The 12,830-nt window shown below is 49.1% G+C and carries 11 protein-coding genes and 8 tRNA genes; 14 read left to right on the top strand and 5 right to left on the bottom strand.

Going from position 1 to position 12,830, the window contains the following annotated elements; all coding sequences use genetic code 11:
- The 5 genes from DWX68_RS07255 to DWX68_RS07235 form a co-directional block, all read left to right on the top strand.
- Positions 1 to 305 (top strand): calcium:proton exchanger (locus DWX68_RS07255; RefSeq protein ID WP_118629097.1); only part of this gene is annotated, 305 nt, incomplete at its 5' end.
- 100 nt (positions 306 to 405) lie between these two features.
- On the top strand, positions 406 to 2,505 hold the full coding sequence (locus tag DWX68_RS07250) for an aminopeptidase (protein ID WP_243027640.1): 2,100 nt from the start codon (positions 406 to 408) through the stop codon (positions 2,503 to 2,505).
- Between the two features lie 69 nt (positions 2,506 to 2,574).
- Positions 2,575 to 3,855, top strand: a complete 1,281-nt coding sequence (locus tag DWX68_RS07245; RefSeq protein WP_118628913.1) for a D-alanyl-D-alanine carboxypeptidase family protein — start codon at positions 2,575 to 2,577, stop codon at positions 3,853 to 3,855.
- Positions 3,856 to 4,079: 224 nt separating this feature from the next.
- Positions 4,080 to 4,673, top strand: coding sequence for a hypothetical protein (locus tag DWX68_RS07240; protein ID WP_022359370.1), 594 nt, complete (start codon positions 4,080 to 4,082; stop codon positions 4,671 to 4,673).
- Between the two features lie 14 nt (positions 4,674 to 4,687).
- On the top strand, positions 4,688 to 5,707 hold the full coding sequence (locus DWX68_RS07235; RefSeq protein ID WP_118472153.1) for a glycosyltransferase family 2 protein: 1,020 nt from the start codon (positions 4,688 to 4,690) through the stop codon (positions 5,705 to 5,707).
- Between the two features lie 288 nt (positions 5,708 to 5,995).
- Here DWX68_RS07235 and DWX68_RS07230 read toward each other — a convergent pair whose 3' ends face one another.
- The 5 genes from DWX68_RS07230 to DWX68_RS07210 all read right to left on the bottom strand — a co-directional run bounded on the left by DWX68_RS07230 (position 5,996) and on the right by DWX68_RS07210 (position 7,235).
- Positions 5,996 to 6,661, bottom strand: coding sequence for a phosphatase PAP2 family protein (locus tag DWX68_RS07230; RefSeq protein WP_117796303.1), 666 nt, complete (start codon positions 6,659 to 6,661; stop codon positions 5,996 to 5,998).
- A gap of 236 nt (positions 6,662 to 6,897) precedes the next feature.
- Positions 6,898 to 6,971 (bottom strand) — tRNA-Met (locus DWX68_RS07225).
- A gap of 18 nt (positions 6,972 to 6,989) precedes the next feature.
- Positions 6,990 to 7,062, bottom strand: a tRNA-Val gene (locus DWX68_RS07220).
- 8 nt (positions 7,063 to 7,070) lie between these two features.
- Positions 7,071 to 7,144: transfer RNA gene (locus DWX68_RS07215), tRNA-Met, on the bottom strand.
- An 18-nt stretch (positions 7,145 to 7,162) separates the two neighbouring features.
- A tRNA-Val gene (locus DWX68_RS07210) sits at positions 7,163 to 7,235 on the bottom strand.
- 241 nt (positions 7,236 to 7,476) lie between these two features.
- Between DWX68_RS07210 and DWX68_RS07205 the strand changes: the two genes are divergently transcribed.
- The 9 genes from DWX68_RS07205 (at position 7,477) to DWX68_RS07165 (ending at position 12,668) form a co-directional block, all read left to right on the top strand.
- A complete protein-coding gene (locus DWX68_RS07205) occupies positions 7,477 to 8,424 on the top strand; it encodes a YegS/Rv2252/BmrU family lipid kinase (RefSeq protein ID WP_243027627.1) in 948 nt (315 codons plus the stop codon).
- A 97-nt stretch (positions 8,425 to 8,521) separates the two neighbouring features.
- Positions 8,522 to 9,097 carry a 2-C-methyl-D-erythritol 2,4-cyclodiphosphate synthase gene (gene ispF, locus DWX68_RS07200; protein ID WP_118628912.1) on the top strand — a complete coding sequence of 192 codons (576 nt, stop codon included), beginning with the start codon at positions 8,522 to 8,524 and terminating at the stop codon, positions 9,095 to 9,097.
- A gap of 18 nt (positions 9,098 to 9,115) precedes the next feature.
- Complete coding sequence (cysS, locus tag DWX68_RS07195) at positions 9,116 to 10,525, top strand: cysteine--tRNA ligase (protein ID WP_118628911.1); 1,410 nt, start codon at positions 9,116 to 9,118, stop codon at positions 10,523 to 10,525.
- Positions 10,510 to 10,947 (top strand): ribonuclease III domain-containing protein, encoded by a 438-nt coding sequence (locus DWX68_RS07190; protein WP_118524553.1) that lies wholly within the window; start codon positions 10,510 to 10,512, stop codon positions 10,945 to 10,947. The genes cysS and DWX68_RS07190 overlap by 16 nt, the downstream gene beginning before the upstream one ends.
- 19 nt (positions 10,948 to 10,966) lie before the next feature.
- Positions 10,967 to 11,731, top strand: coding sequence for a 23S rRNA (guanosine(2251)-2'-O)-methyltransferase RlmB (gene rlmB / locus DWX68_RS07185; RefSeq protein WP_022358985.1), 765 nt, complete (start codon positions 10,967 to 10,969; stop codon positions 11,729 to 11,731).
- A gap of 234 nt (positions 11,732 to 11,965) precedes the next feature.
- A tRNA-Thr gene (locus DWX68_RS07180) sits at positions 11,966 to 12,038 on the top strand.
- Between the two features lie 103 nt (positions 12,039 to 12,141).
- Positions 12,142 to 12,214 (top strand) — tRNA-Ala (locus DWX68_RS07175).
- A 279-nt stretch (positions 12,215 to 12,493) separates the two neighbouring features.
- Positions 12,494 to 12,573: transfer RNA gene (locus DWX68_RS07170), tRNA-Leu, on the top strand.
- 11 nt (positions 12,574 to 12,584) lie between these two features.
- Positions 12,585 to 12,668, top strand: a tRNA-Leu gene (locus tag DWX68_RS07165).
- Positions 12,669 to 12,830: the final 162 nt, after the last annotated feature.

Here is a 12,830-nt window from a genome sequence, read left to right as displayed (position 1 = left end):
GTTTTTTTTATACCCAAAAGCCGATGGCAGAACACGGCTATCTCTGCCTGGGACTGGCGGGAGTCGGTCTGCTGCTGTGCGTGGCAGGGATGGCATTCAGTGTCCGCAGCCAGGGCAATACGCCGGTCGGCGCGCTGTCGATGTGCTTTTCGAGCATATTATTTTCCGTGGCGTCGCTGATGTACGGATGGAAATCTTTTAAAGAAGAAGAAAAAAAATATATATTCGCGAAAATTGGTACGATTTTGTCGGGGCTTCTGGTCATCTGGTGGATTGTGACGATTTTGATTGGCATCCGGGGCTAAGAATGAATGGTTTTTATGCGTGGCTTGCCTGGAATGCCGGACCAATGGAACGCCGGTAAGAGCCTTTGCGGCGGGCGTGGTTTGAAAGTGAAATTTGGCGATGGCAGAAGGAGGGAAATATCTGAACATGAAATATTGGGAACTTTTGAAAGAAGAAAATGAGGCGGTTGCGGAGCGCCATGAGCTCGCGATGGAGCGCATCGGCCATATGAAAGAAGAAGCGACGGTTGGTGAGCCATACCGGGCATTTTTTGAGCGCACCGTCCAGTTTATCGAGCTGATAGAAGAAACCTTCCAGAAACAGATGGATGGGACGCTGGCGGCGATGAGCCAGAAAGAGGCAGCAGAATTTAACCGGACACTTTATGCGGATATACTTCCAGGGGCGTATGGGAAGAGCTTTGCGAACCCGGACTATGCGGCAAAAGAGCTGGGAGAGAACTATGGTCCGTGGCTGTCATTTCTCTATACGGAGATCCGCAGCGCGATCGTTTATGCCTATGAGAGCCGTCTGGTGGATGTGACGGTGTTGGAGGAACTGTTTATTGAGGTTTACAACCTGTTTGAGGGCGGTACTCCGGAGGTGGCGGAGCTTCGCGAGCCGCTCTACTATTTTGTCAGTGATTATTGTGACAGGATGCTTCCGTGGCGGGTGCGTGAGACGCTGGATCCGTCGCTGGATTTTGGAAAATCGATCATCATGGACAGTGATTTAAACGATCTGCGTTATCTGTACCGGTTTGGCGAATATATCTCGGAGACAGAGCTTGCGACGGCACGTTTTATGAATGAGCTGCCGGAGGAGACGGTACGCCGGATGGCAGATACCTACACAGAAGGCTACCGCAAGGGATTTGCGGCGACCGGACGCAGCTATGAGGGCAAGAAAACGGTGCAGATCCGTTACCACATCGGATTTGAGCGCATGATCCGGATGGCAGTGGAAAATTTCCGCGAACTCGGTCTGGAGCCGATCATTGCCCGCGCCTCCATCGGCACTGTGAACCGGATGGCGGCGCGCACGAACGGTTACTATGGCACACCGGCGAACCGCCAGTACGAGTATGATCACCGCTACGACAATGCGGTTTACCTGGACAAGGCCTTTCGTGAGCGGAAACTGTCTATTTTGAAGGTGGCATATGAGACATACAAGGATCTGGCGTCGGTATATGCCGGTCCGGCAGTTGTGGAAACCTTCGGCGAGGCCGGATTTGAGCCGGTCAATGCAGCAGCAGCCTTTTCTTTAAGTGAAAAACAGGAGAAACTGCTGTTATCCTACAGCAATGAGGCGATGCAGATTGTGGACGCGTATATTCCGGGGACGGAGACGAGCTTCACAATCATTGCATTCCCGCTTCCGGAGATCGGAGCGGAGTTTGAGGCGATTTTTAAGGAGACGATCCGCATCAATACGCTGGACTATGAGCTGTACCGCGACATCCAGCAGATCATGATCAACGAACTGGATCAGGCATCGCAAGTCCACATCAGCGGACGCGGCGGCAACCGCACCGATCTGACCGTACAGCTTCACACGCTTGCTGAGCCGACGAAACAGTCGAATTTCGAAAACTGTGTGGCGGATGTAAATATTCCGGTTGGAGAAGTCTTTACCTCCCCGCAGCTTGCTGGGACAAACGGGCTTCTGCATGTCGGCAGCGTCTATATCGGGGAATTTCAGTTCAAAGATCTGGAAATCCGGTTTGAAAATGGTATCGCTGTCTCCTATACCTGCAAAAACTTTGAGACGGAAGAGGAAAATAAGGCGTTAGTGAAACAGATGATCCTCAAAAACCATGAGACGCTGCCGATGGGCGAGTTTGCGATTGGCACCAACACAACTGCGTATGAGGTAGCGCTGCGCTACGGCATTCTCGACAAATTCCCGATTCTGATTGCCGAGAAGATGGGACCGCACTTTGCGGTAGGCGATACCTGCTACAGCTGGATGGAGGACTGCCCGGTCTTCAACCCGGATGGACGCGAGATGGTGGCGCGTGAGAATGAGATTTCAGCAAAACGCAAAGAAAACCCGCAGGAGGCATATTTTGGCTGTCATACGGACATTACAATCCCGTACTCCGAGCTGGATACGATCGAGGCGGTTCATCCAGATGGAACGAGAGTAAATATCATCGCGGGCGGACGGTTTGTGCTGCCGGGGACGGAGAAGCTGAATGAGCCGCTGGAAAAATAAAAAGAAAAAGTCATAGAAAACAGGTTTATTCTCATATAATCTCCTGAAAAGGGATTCCGGAGCAGCCGGATGGGAGATAGAATCAGAAAATGGATAGCCGTTCTGCTGGCAGGAAGTATACTGGCGATGATTCAGTTGGTTCCGGCCGGCGGGGCGGTTTTTGTTCGTGAAAACATAGAAAATAAAGAGATTATGGGAGAGAAAGAGACTTCTCTACAACAGACCCTTCACGCCCGCGCCTGGGTTCTCATGGATGCGGACAGTGGGCGTATTCTGGCGGAGAAAGATGCGGATACCGCTTATCCGATGGCAAGCACGACGAAGATTCTGACCTGCATTCTCGCACTGGAACAGGGAAATCCAGATGACTGGGTCGAGGTATCAGAGAAAGCGGCCTCCATGCCGGATGTCCAGCTCAATATGCGGGCGGGGGAGCGGTACCGCCTATCGGATCTACTCTATTCCCTGATGCTGGAATCCCACAACGACAGCGCCGTGGCGGTGGCGGAGCACATCGGGGGAAGTGTGGAAGGATTTGCGGAGAAAATGAACCGGAAAGCGCGGGAGATAGGATGTAAGAATGTTTGTTTCGTGACACCGAACGGTCTGGACGTTGCGGATGAGGATGGAAACGAACACAGCGCTTCGGCGGCGGATATGGCGCGCATCATGCGCTACTGCGCGTTCCAGTCGCCGTGCCGCGAAACATTTCTGGAAATTACCCGTACGGCATCACGGACGATTCAGGATGAGTCGGGAAACCGTTCATTTTACCTGGCAAACCACAACGCGCTTTTAAGCCAGTGCGCGGAGGTGCTGTCGGGCAAGACGGGATTTACCGGGAAAGCCGGGTACTGTTATGTGGCGGCGTTAAAAAAAGAGGGAAAAGCATTTACGGTGGCGCTTCTCGGCTGCGGGTGGCCACCGCACAAGACGTACAAATGGGCGGATATGCGGAAACTCGATCAGTATGCATTTGATACATATAACTGGTATGATATATTTGACCGGGAGAAAACATTTCCGGAGGTGGAGGTGAGGTGGGGCGTGAAAGGAACGACGGCGCTCACACTGAATCTGCCATCGGAAAAACAGACGTTTCTGATGCTTCTGCGCGCGGACGAGAAGCCAGATATCCGTTATGAATACCCGACCGAGCTGGAAGCACCGGTTCATGAAGGACAGGAGGTCGGGCAGGCATCCTATTATATTAATGACGAGCAGGTGGCTGCTTATCCGATCTATGCGGCAGAAACAGTGGAGAAGATTAATTATGGGTGGTGTTTAAGACGATGCGTAACTTATTTTGAAAGAGAATTTCAATCAATGTGGCAGATGTGGGGAGTTTGAGTTGTTATTACTGGGCACGTATGCGTGAACAGCAACGACTTGTTCACAATACTTTTACAAAAATCTGCTTTATTTTGCTGGTTAATTTTGTTATAACTATAGATAGTGTGAATTACTGAGAATCTTGAAAAGAATGTATTTTTTGCACAGAAAAATATTTCCAATCAGGACTCAAACAAGGATCTGGACACGGAAACGTGGAAAGAGAAAGAGAGGCACGGAGGATGAAACAGACATCGCTGAGCAGAGAACAGGGGCTTGCGCTCCTTCGCAAGTATAATAAAGAACCATTTCATATTTTACATGGATTGACCGTGGAAGGCGTCATGGAGTGGTATGCCGAGCAGCTGGGATACGGGGACGAAAAAGCATTTTGGGGCATGGCAGGACTGCTGCATGACATTGATTTTGAACTTTATCCGGAAGAACACTGCGAGCGGGCACCGGAGCTTCTGCGCGACGGAGGCGCAGAGGAAGATTTAGTCCATGCGGTTGTCAGCCACGGCTATGGCATACGGGTGGATGTGGCTCCGGAACATGAGATGGAAAAGGTGTTGTTTGCAGCCGATGAGCTGACAGGGCTTATCTGGGCGGCGGCGAAGATGCGCCCGTCCAAGAGCACCAAGGACATGGAGCTTTCAAGTCTTAAGAAGAAATTTAAGGACAAGAAATTTGCGGCTGGATGTTCCAGAGATGTGATCCGCCGCGGGGCTGATCAGCTTGGCTGGGAATTAGACAAACTGATGGAACAGACGATTCTCGCCATGCGCTCCTGTGAGGATCGGGTCAACAAAGAGATGGAGGAACTGGAGTTTTGAGAGAAAATAAACCAATGAAACTGTTGTCGGTAGCGATTCCGTGCTACAATTCGGCGGCATATATGCGTAACTGCATCGAATCTCTGCTGCCGGGCGGCGATGAGGTGGAGATCCTGATCGTGGATGACGGTTCCACAAAAGATAATACGGCGGAGATTGCCGATGAGTATGAGAGAAACTATCCGGGAATTTGCCGGGCGATTCATCAGGAAAACGGTGGTCACGGCGAGGCCGTCAATGCGGGACTGCGCAATGCGACGGGCGTCTATTATAAGGTCGTGGACAGCGATGACTGGGTCAACGAAGAGGCATATATGGAGGTTCTGGATACGCTGCGCAAATTTGTCCATGACAATGTGACGCTGGATATGCTGATTACCAACTTCGTTTATGAAAAACAGGGCGCAAAACACAAAAAGGTCATGAACTACAACATGGCGCTCCCAAAACGCCAGCTCATCGACTGGAACGGTGCAAGAGGCTTCCGCCTGGGACAGTATATCCTGATGCACTCGGTTATTTACCGAGTAGAAATGCTTCGAAGCTGCGGCCTGGAATTGCCGAAGCACACATTCTATGTGGATAACATTTTCGTTTACCAGCCGCTTCCGCACGTAAAATCCATGTACTATCTGGATGTGAATTTCTACCGCTATTTTATCGGACGCGATGACCAGTCGGTCAACGAAAAGGTTATGATCGGTCGTATCGACCAGCAGATTCTTGTCACGAAGCTGATGTTAGGATATTATGATGTGACGAAGATTAAAAATCCGAAGCTGCGTCACTACATGGTCCGTTATCTGGAGATTATGATGACGGTTACCTCGATTTTGGCGATTCGCTCGGAGACAGAGGAAAATCTGAAGAAGAAAAAAGAACTGTGGCAATATCTGAAACAGCAGAACTTCACGTTATATATGCGCCTGCGTTGGGGCTTCCTCGGACAGGGCGTAAACCTGCCGGGAAAAGGCGGACGGAAGGTGTCGATCGCCTGCTATAAGATTTCGCAGAAGTTTTATGGGTTTAACTAGAAATCCATTATAAAAATTGAAATAATATGGATTAGAAAACGAAATCAAATCTATCATAAAAGTGAAATTAAAAGATCCGATCGTCTGGAAAGTCGAGTGTTTCCAGATGGTCGGATTTTCTGATTCTATGTCAATCATTAGATATGATTCGATAAGGGATTACCACGTGATGAATGTTAGAAACCTAGTTTTCGTAACGGCTGCGGCAGGGGGGATTTATCGCAGATAAAAAGCTGGCACCTGTCATACTTTGGCGCCAGCTTATGTTTACTTGTCTTGAGAAATCCTTTAGCGAATATATTCCGGTTCGTTCTCTGTCTCTTCCTGCGTGCTTCCCGCATATACTAACGGATAGATAGCTGCGCTTAAAAGAATCGCGCCTGCGACGTCCAGAACCGAGTGCTGCTTCAGCGAGACAGTTGCCATGCAGATAGCGACCATCAGGATACCGGAAAGAATCCGGATTACTTTGTGCTTTTTCAGAGATTCACTCTTCATGACCGCGATGTGGGTTCCGATGGAATTGTACACGTGGATGCTTGGAAATACATTCGTGTTCGTGTCAGCCTGGTGGAGCATATAGACAAGACGGGAACAGAGGTTCTTGTCCGGGTCTACGGCGGTCCGCAGGTCAGTTCCATTCGGGAACAGGGTGCAGATTAAGAGTGACAGTGTCATGCCGGTAAATAAAAATGCACATAACCGGTAATATTCTTCCTTGTTCTTAAAGAACAGGTATGCAATCGCAGCGGTCACATAGGCGAACCACAGTAAATATGGGATGACGAAGTATTCATTAAACGGAATCATATCATCCAGCGATGAGTGCATGATATGGTAATTGGAGGTCACGGTTTTTTCCAGATGCATAAACCACGGAAGATAGATAAATCCGTATCCCAGAATCCATATATGCCCGTATTTCTTCAGGAGTTCCTTCAGAAAATGTTTCATATCAATCAACCTCGATTTTCTTTTTATCATAAATAAATTAACATTATTTTAACATCTCTCCAAGTTCGTCTGATTATAGCACACTCATCCGCCAACTTCAAGGCTAAATAGGGATTGTTATAAATATTAAGAAAAAGGTTATGGAATGTGAAATTTGTTAAACAAAAATTTTATGGATGGACAGGGACTTTAAGTAAAATAAAAACAGCTTGCTCAATTGCAAGCTGCTTCATCAATAGCGAGAGGGGGATTCGAACCCTCGACACCGCGGGTATGAACCGCGTGCTCTAGCCAACTGAGCTATCTCGCCATATTAAATTTTAAAAAGTGGGACCTACAGGGCTCGAACCTGTGACCCTCTGCTTGTAAGGCAGATGCTCTCCCAGCTGAGCTAAGATCCCAGATAAAATAGCGAGAGGGGGATTCGAACCCTCGACACTGCGGGTATGAACCGCATGCTCTAGCCAACTGAGCTATCTCGCCATATTAAATTTAGAAAAGTGGGACCTACAGGGCTCGAACCTGTGACCCTCTGCTTGTAAGGCAGATGCTCTCCCAGCTGAGCTAAGATCCCGCTGACACTCACACAAATTGCGATTGCTTTGCAAGTATAATATAAATTTTCAAGATTGTCAACACTTTTGAGAAAATAATTTATAGAAATTTTCTTATCATTTAAAAGGAAGTATGGTATACTTATTTTATGCAAAATTGTAATGGCGCTGTATCCTGTGACAGGTATTCTGGCAGGGTAAAAGATAAAATATAACGGCCCAGCAGGGGAGTTTCTGTATTTTCGGAAAGCAGGGGACGTTATGGCAAAATATGAGGATGGAGTAATGTATTATTTCATTATTAATCCCGCTTCACAGAGTGACCGCGGCTATAAGATATGGAAGAAAATAGAGCAGCGGCTTGTGCGGGACGGGGTTGAGTATCAGGCATATTTGACAGAATATGCGGGGCAGGCGACAGAGTATGCAAGGAAGCTGACGTCCCACTGCAAGGAGGCACGGGTGATTGTGGTCGTGGGCGGTGACGGGACGATGAATGAGGTCGTGGACGGAATCGTTTCCTGCGACATGGTGACGCTGGGCTATATTCCGGTGGGGACAGGCAGTGATCTGGCGCGCGGGCTCCGGCTTTCGAGAAGACCGATGCGTGGACTGCGCCGGATTTTTAAGGCGCGGCGGATCCGGCAGATCGATTATGGTGTGATTGCATATGGCGATGATGTGCTCCGACATCGGCGTTTTATCGTCAGCGCGGGGATCGGGCTGGATGCGGAGGTATGCCAGCATATGCAGCGTTCGGCGATCAAAAATATCTGTAACCGGATTCATCTGCGGCGATTGTCGTACCGGATACTGGGATTTATACAGTATTTGAAGGCGAAACCGATCCCGGGGTATATTTTGCTCGATGGAACGCGCCGGGTGGAATTTAATTATATTTATTTTATCAGTGCACAGATTCAACCCTGCGAGGGTGGCGGATTCTGGTTTGCGCCGAAGGCGGACAGCAGCGACGGCAACCTGGAGGTCTGCATTGTCAGCCATGCCTCGAAGCGGCAGGTGCTTGGAACCCTGCTCCGGGCGTTGTTCCGGCGCTCCCACAACCGGGGGCTTCGGTGCTTCAGCTGCCGGGAGGTCCAGATCTACACGGAACGCCCGATGGCAGTTCACGTGGACGGCGAGAGCTGTCAGTACCAGAGCAATCTGGAAGTCCGCTGTATTGAGCGAAAATTAAAAATTGTTGGATAAGTGTATATTTTTCAAAAGTATAAAATAATTTATCAAATAAAGTAACTGCGGGCAGTCCGGACAGTTACAAAATGACCAAGAAAGGAACTGGAATACGATGAGAATAGGACAGGGATATGATGTGCATAAACTTGTTCCGGATCGGGAACTGATTTTAGGCGGCGTGACGATCCCGTATGAGAAGGGGCTGTTAGGACATTCGGATGCGGATGTGCTGGTGCATGCGGTGATGGATGCGCTCTTAGGGGCGGCGGCACTGGGCGACATCGGACAGCATTTTCCGGACACGGATCCGGAATATGAGGGTGCGTCGAGCATCGAGCTTCTGAAAAAGGTAGGGAAACTTCTGCAGGAACGCGGCTATGTGATTGAAAATATCGATGCCACGATCATTGCGCAGCGCCCGAAGCTGGCTGCATACCGCCCACAGATGGCAGAAAATATTGCAGATGCGCTGGGACTTCCGGTCAGCCGCGTGAGTGTCAAGGCGACGACCGAGGAAGGGCTTGGTTTTACAGGCAGCGGCGAGGGCATTTCCTCACAGGCGATTACCCTGTTGACGGAAGTGGAGAATTACTGTTATGATAGTGAAATGATGACGCAGGCAGCGGCTTGCGGTGGCTGCGGCGGCTGTGGCGGCTGTCAGGCAGTACCGGAAGCAGATTTAAAATAGAAGAGGAGTAATGAGGTTATGAAAATTTTCAACACATTGTCCCGCAGAAAAGAGGAGTTTGTGCCGATCGAACCGGGCAAGGTTAAGATGTATGTGTGCGGACCGACCGTTTACAATTTTATTCATATTGGAAATGCAAGACCGATGATCGTATTTGATACGGTCCGCCGGTATTTTGAGTACAAAGGATACGAAGTAAACTATGTATCTAACTTTACTGATGTGGATGACAAGATCATCAGGAAAGCCATCGAGGAGGGCGTGGATGCGGAGACGATCTCCAAGCGCTATATCGCAGAGTGCAAAAAAGATATGGAGATGATGAACGTCAAACCGGCGACGAAGAATCCGCAGGCGACTCAGGAGATCGGCGGTATGATCGAGATGATCAATACGCTGATCGAAAAAGGACATGCGTATGTGGCAGCTGACGGCACGGTTTATTTCCGCACCAAATCCTTTAAAGAGTACGGAAAGCTGTCCCATAAAAATCTGGACGATCTGCAGTCCGGTTTCCGTGAGATCAAGGTAACCGGCGAGGAAGGCAAGGAAGATCCGACCGATTTCGTTCTCTGGAAACCGAAAAAAGAAGGAGAACCGTTCTGGGAGTCTCCGTGGTGCCAGGGCCGTCCAGGCTGGCATATCGAGTGCTCCGAGATGTCCAAGAAATACCTCGGCGAGTCCATCGATATCCATGCAGGCGGAGAGGATCTGATCTTCCCGCACCATGAAAATGAGATCGCGCAGAGCGAGTGCGCGAACGGCAAGACCTTTGCCAACTACTGGATGCACAACGCATTCTTAAATATCGATAACCGCAAGATGTCCAAATCTCTTGGAAACTTCTTTACCGTGCGTGAGATCAGTGAGAAATACGATTTGCAGGTTCTGCGTCTCTTCATGCTGAGCGCCCAGTACCGCAGCCCGCTCAATTTCAGCGCGGATTTGATGGAAGCTTCGAAAAACAGCTTAGAGCGCATCCGCACTGCGGCAGAGCATCAGGCAGACTGCCTGAAAGCATCGAAAGAGGGTGAGATGACGGCGGAGGAGAAGCAGAGTCAGGCAGCAGTCGAGGAGTTGGTTCAGAAGTTCGAGACGGCGATGGACGATGATTTCAACACTGCAGATGCGATTTCAGCTATTTTTGAGATTGTACGCCTGAGCAACTCCACGATTTCGGAAGCATCGACGAAGGCATACGTTTCTTATGTCAAAGAGACGATGGACAAACTCTGCGATGTGCTCGGTATTATCACGGAGAAGAAGGAAGAAATTCTGGACAGCGAAGTAGAAGACTTGATCGCAAAACGCCAGCAGGCGAGAAAAGACAAGAATTTCGCACTGGCAGATGAGATCCGTGGACAGCTTCTCGATATGGGAATTATTCTGGAAGATACGAGAGAGGGCGTCAAATGGAAACGGGCTTAAATGCGTTCAAGGAGGCGCTGCATTTAAAACATGTTGAGGCGGGAGAGTATTCCCCGCTGGCGCTGGCGTATATCGGCGATGCGGTCTATGAGCTGGCGATCCGCACCCTTGTCATGAACCGCGGCAATATGCAGGTCAACAAGATGCACAAGAAGACGGCGAACCTGGTCAAGGCGGACGCACAGGCACGTTTTTATCTGCTTCTGGAGGAAGAGCTGACGGATGCGGAGAAGGCGGCATACCGACGCGGACGCAATGCGAAATCTTTTACGATGCCGAAGCACGCGACGATGAAGGATTACCGGATGGCGACCGGATTTGAGGCGCTGATGGGCTATCTCTATCTGACCGAGCAGTTTGACAGGATGGCAGAACTTCTGGGAAAAGGGCTGGAACAGATGGGAGAATTAATATCGTTATAAATCATGATGAGGAAAATAGATGGAACAGGAAAATAAGCAGGAAAATAGATTTGAAGAGACGATGATCGAAGGCAGAAACGCCGTTTTAGAGGCATTCCGTTCGGGCAAGACGGTGGATAAGCTGTTTGTGTTGGATGGCTGCCAGGATGGACCGGTCAAGACGATCACGAGAGAGGCAAAAAAGCAGAATACGATCATCCACTATGTGGCGAAGGAGAGACTCGACCAGCTTTCTGAGACCGGCAAGCATCAGGGCGTGATTGCACAGGCAGCGGCATACCGCTATGCAGAGGTGGAAGATATGCTAAAGCTGGCAGAAGAGAAAGGCGAGCCGCCGTTTCTCTTTATTCTGGATGGCATTGAGGATCCGCACAATCTGGGTGCGATCATCCGTACTGCCAATCTGGCAGGCGCACATGGCGTGATCATCCCGAAACGCCGCGCAGTGGGACTGACATCGACGGTTGCTAAGACCTCGGCGGGAGCGCTGAATTATACGCCGGTGGCGAAGGTAACCAATATTTCAGCCACGATCGAGGAGCTGAAAGAGAGAGGACTCTGGTTTGTCTGCGCCGATATGGGCGGAGAGAGCATGTACCGCCTCGACTTAAAAGGACCGATCGGTCTGGTGATTGGCAATGAGGGCGAAGGTGTCAGCCGTCTGGTGCGGGAAAAATGTGATTTTATCGCATCGATCCCGATGAAGGGAGATATCGACTCCCTGAACGCATCGGTGGCAGCTGGCGTGCTGGCATATGAGATTGTGCGTCAGAGAATGATGTAGGGTAAGTGAAAGGTATCGGGCGACCGATTCCGCTACTCCCCTCCCCGTTGGAATCATATAGAAATATGAAAAGATAGGAAATGAGAATCGGATGTCTGCGAATGAAAACGGAGGCATCCGATGAAAAAAACGGGAAATTTAAAAAAATAAAAAAAATTCAAAAAAACCGTTGACAAAACGATTGTATCATGATAAACTAATCGAGGCTTAGAGATGAGCCGAAAACAAAAAGATGCTGCTGTAGCACAGTCGGTAGTGCGTCGCATTGGTAGTGCGGAGGTCACGGGTCCGATTCCCGTCAGCAGCTCTGCTAGAAAAGAACGGAAGCCTTTGATTTATAAGGGTTTCCGTTTTTTTTATTCTCTACTTGCAATTCATTCCAGTTGTGCTATAATGATAACAGTTTGGACGGGGACATAGCTCAGCTGGGAGAGCGTTGCGTTCGCAACGCAAAGGTCGCGGGTTCGAATCCCGTTGTCTCCATGATAGAGAAAGCTTAGAAAATGAGGATTTTTCTTTTGTTTTTTAGGCTTTCTTGTTTTTTTGGAAAGTTTAAAACGAAACAAAGGAGCCGGCTTTAGGAATATGTTTTCAGGAAAAGTATTATACGAAATAACACACGGACTTTCAGAATGGATGAATTTGCCGCACATTTTTTTCTAAAAGAACTTTCAAAAAAATTCAAAAAAATAAAAAAAACTCTTCCATTTTGAACTACCCTATGTTATAATGAATTCACTTGTGAGTCAGAAAGACAAGCAAGCGGGCATGGCGGAATTGGCAGACGCGCCAGATTTAGGTTCTGGTACGAGAGTGTGCAGGTTCAAGTCCTGTTGCCCGCACTAGAAATTACGCAGAAGTGGCGGAATTGGCAGACGCGCACGGTTCAGGTCCGTGTGATGGCAACATCATGAGGGTTCAAGTCCCTTCTTCTGCATGATTGACTGCAGAACCTGAGTGCAGCGTGGAACTCCCGGAGATGATTTCTCGGGGAGTTTTTTTGTGTAATAGGAAATTCCTTGGAATTCCCTATTACACAAAAAGGCGACCTATAGGACAAAATGTGTTGATAGAAACCGCCTTCAGCCCTTGAATTTCA

The organism is Clostridium sp. AF20-7 (assembly GCF_003479275.1).
In the GTDB taxonomy this organism is placed as follows: domain Bacteria; phylum Bacillota; class Clostridia; order Lachnospirales; family Lachnospiraceae; genus Otoolea; species Otoolea fessa.
This window is presented reverse-complemented; position numbering and strand designations above follow the sequence as displayed.

Bases quoted from the DNA above. Each gene is read 5' to 3' on its own strand.
- DWX68_RS07245 (WP_118628913.1), top strand. From the start codon at position 2,575: ATGGGAGATAGAATCAGAAAATGGATAGCCGTTCTGCTGGCAGGAAGT.
- ispF (WP_118628912.1), top strand. From the start codon at position 8,522: ATGAGAATAGGACAGGGATATGATGTGCATAAACTTGTTCCGGATCGG.
- DWX68_RS07240 (WP_022359370.1), top strand. From the start codon at position 4,080: ATGAAACAGACATCGCTGAGCAGAGAACAGGGGCTTGCGCTCCTTCGC.
- DWX68_RS07190 (WP_118524553.1), top strand. From the start codon at position 10,510: ATGGAAACGGGCTTAAATGCGTTCAAGGAGGCGCTGCATTTAAAACAT.
- rlmB (WP_022358985.1), top strand. From the start codon at position 10,967: ATGGAACAGGAAAATAAGCAGGAAAATAGATTTGAAGAGACGATGATC.
- DWX68_RS07235 (WP_118472153.1), top strand. From the start codon at position 4,688: ATGAAACTGTTGTCGGTAGCGATTCCGTGCTACAATTCGGCGGCATAT.
- DWX68_RS07205 (WP_243027627.1), top strand. From the start codon at position 7,477: ATGGCAAAATATGAGGATGGAGTAATGTATTATTTCATTATTAATCCC.
- cysS (WP_118628911.1), top strand. From the start codon at position 9,116: ATGAAAATTTTCAACACATTGTCCCGCAGAAAAGAGGAGTTTGTGCCG.
- DWX68_RS07230 (WP_117796303.1), bottom strand. From the start codon at position 6,661: ATGAAACATTTTCTGAAGGAACTCCTGAAGAAATACGGGCATATATGG.
- DWX68_RS07250 (WP_243027640.1), top strand. From the start codon at position 406: ATGGCAGAAGGAGGGAAATATCTGAACATGAAATATTGGGAACTTTTG.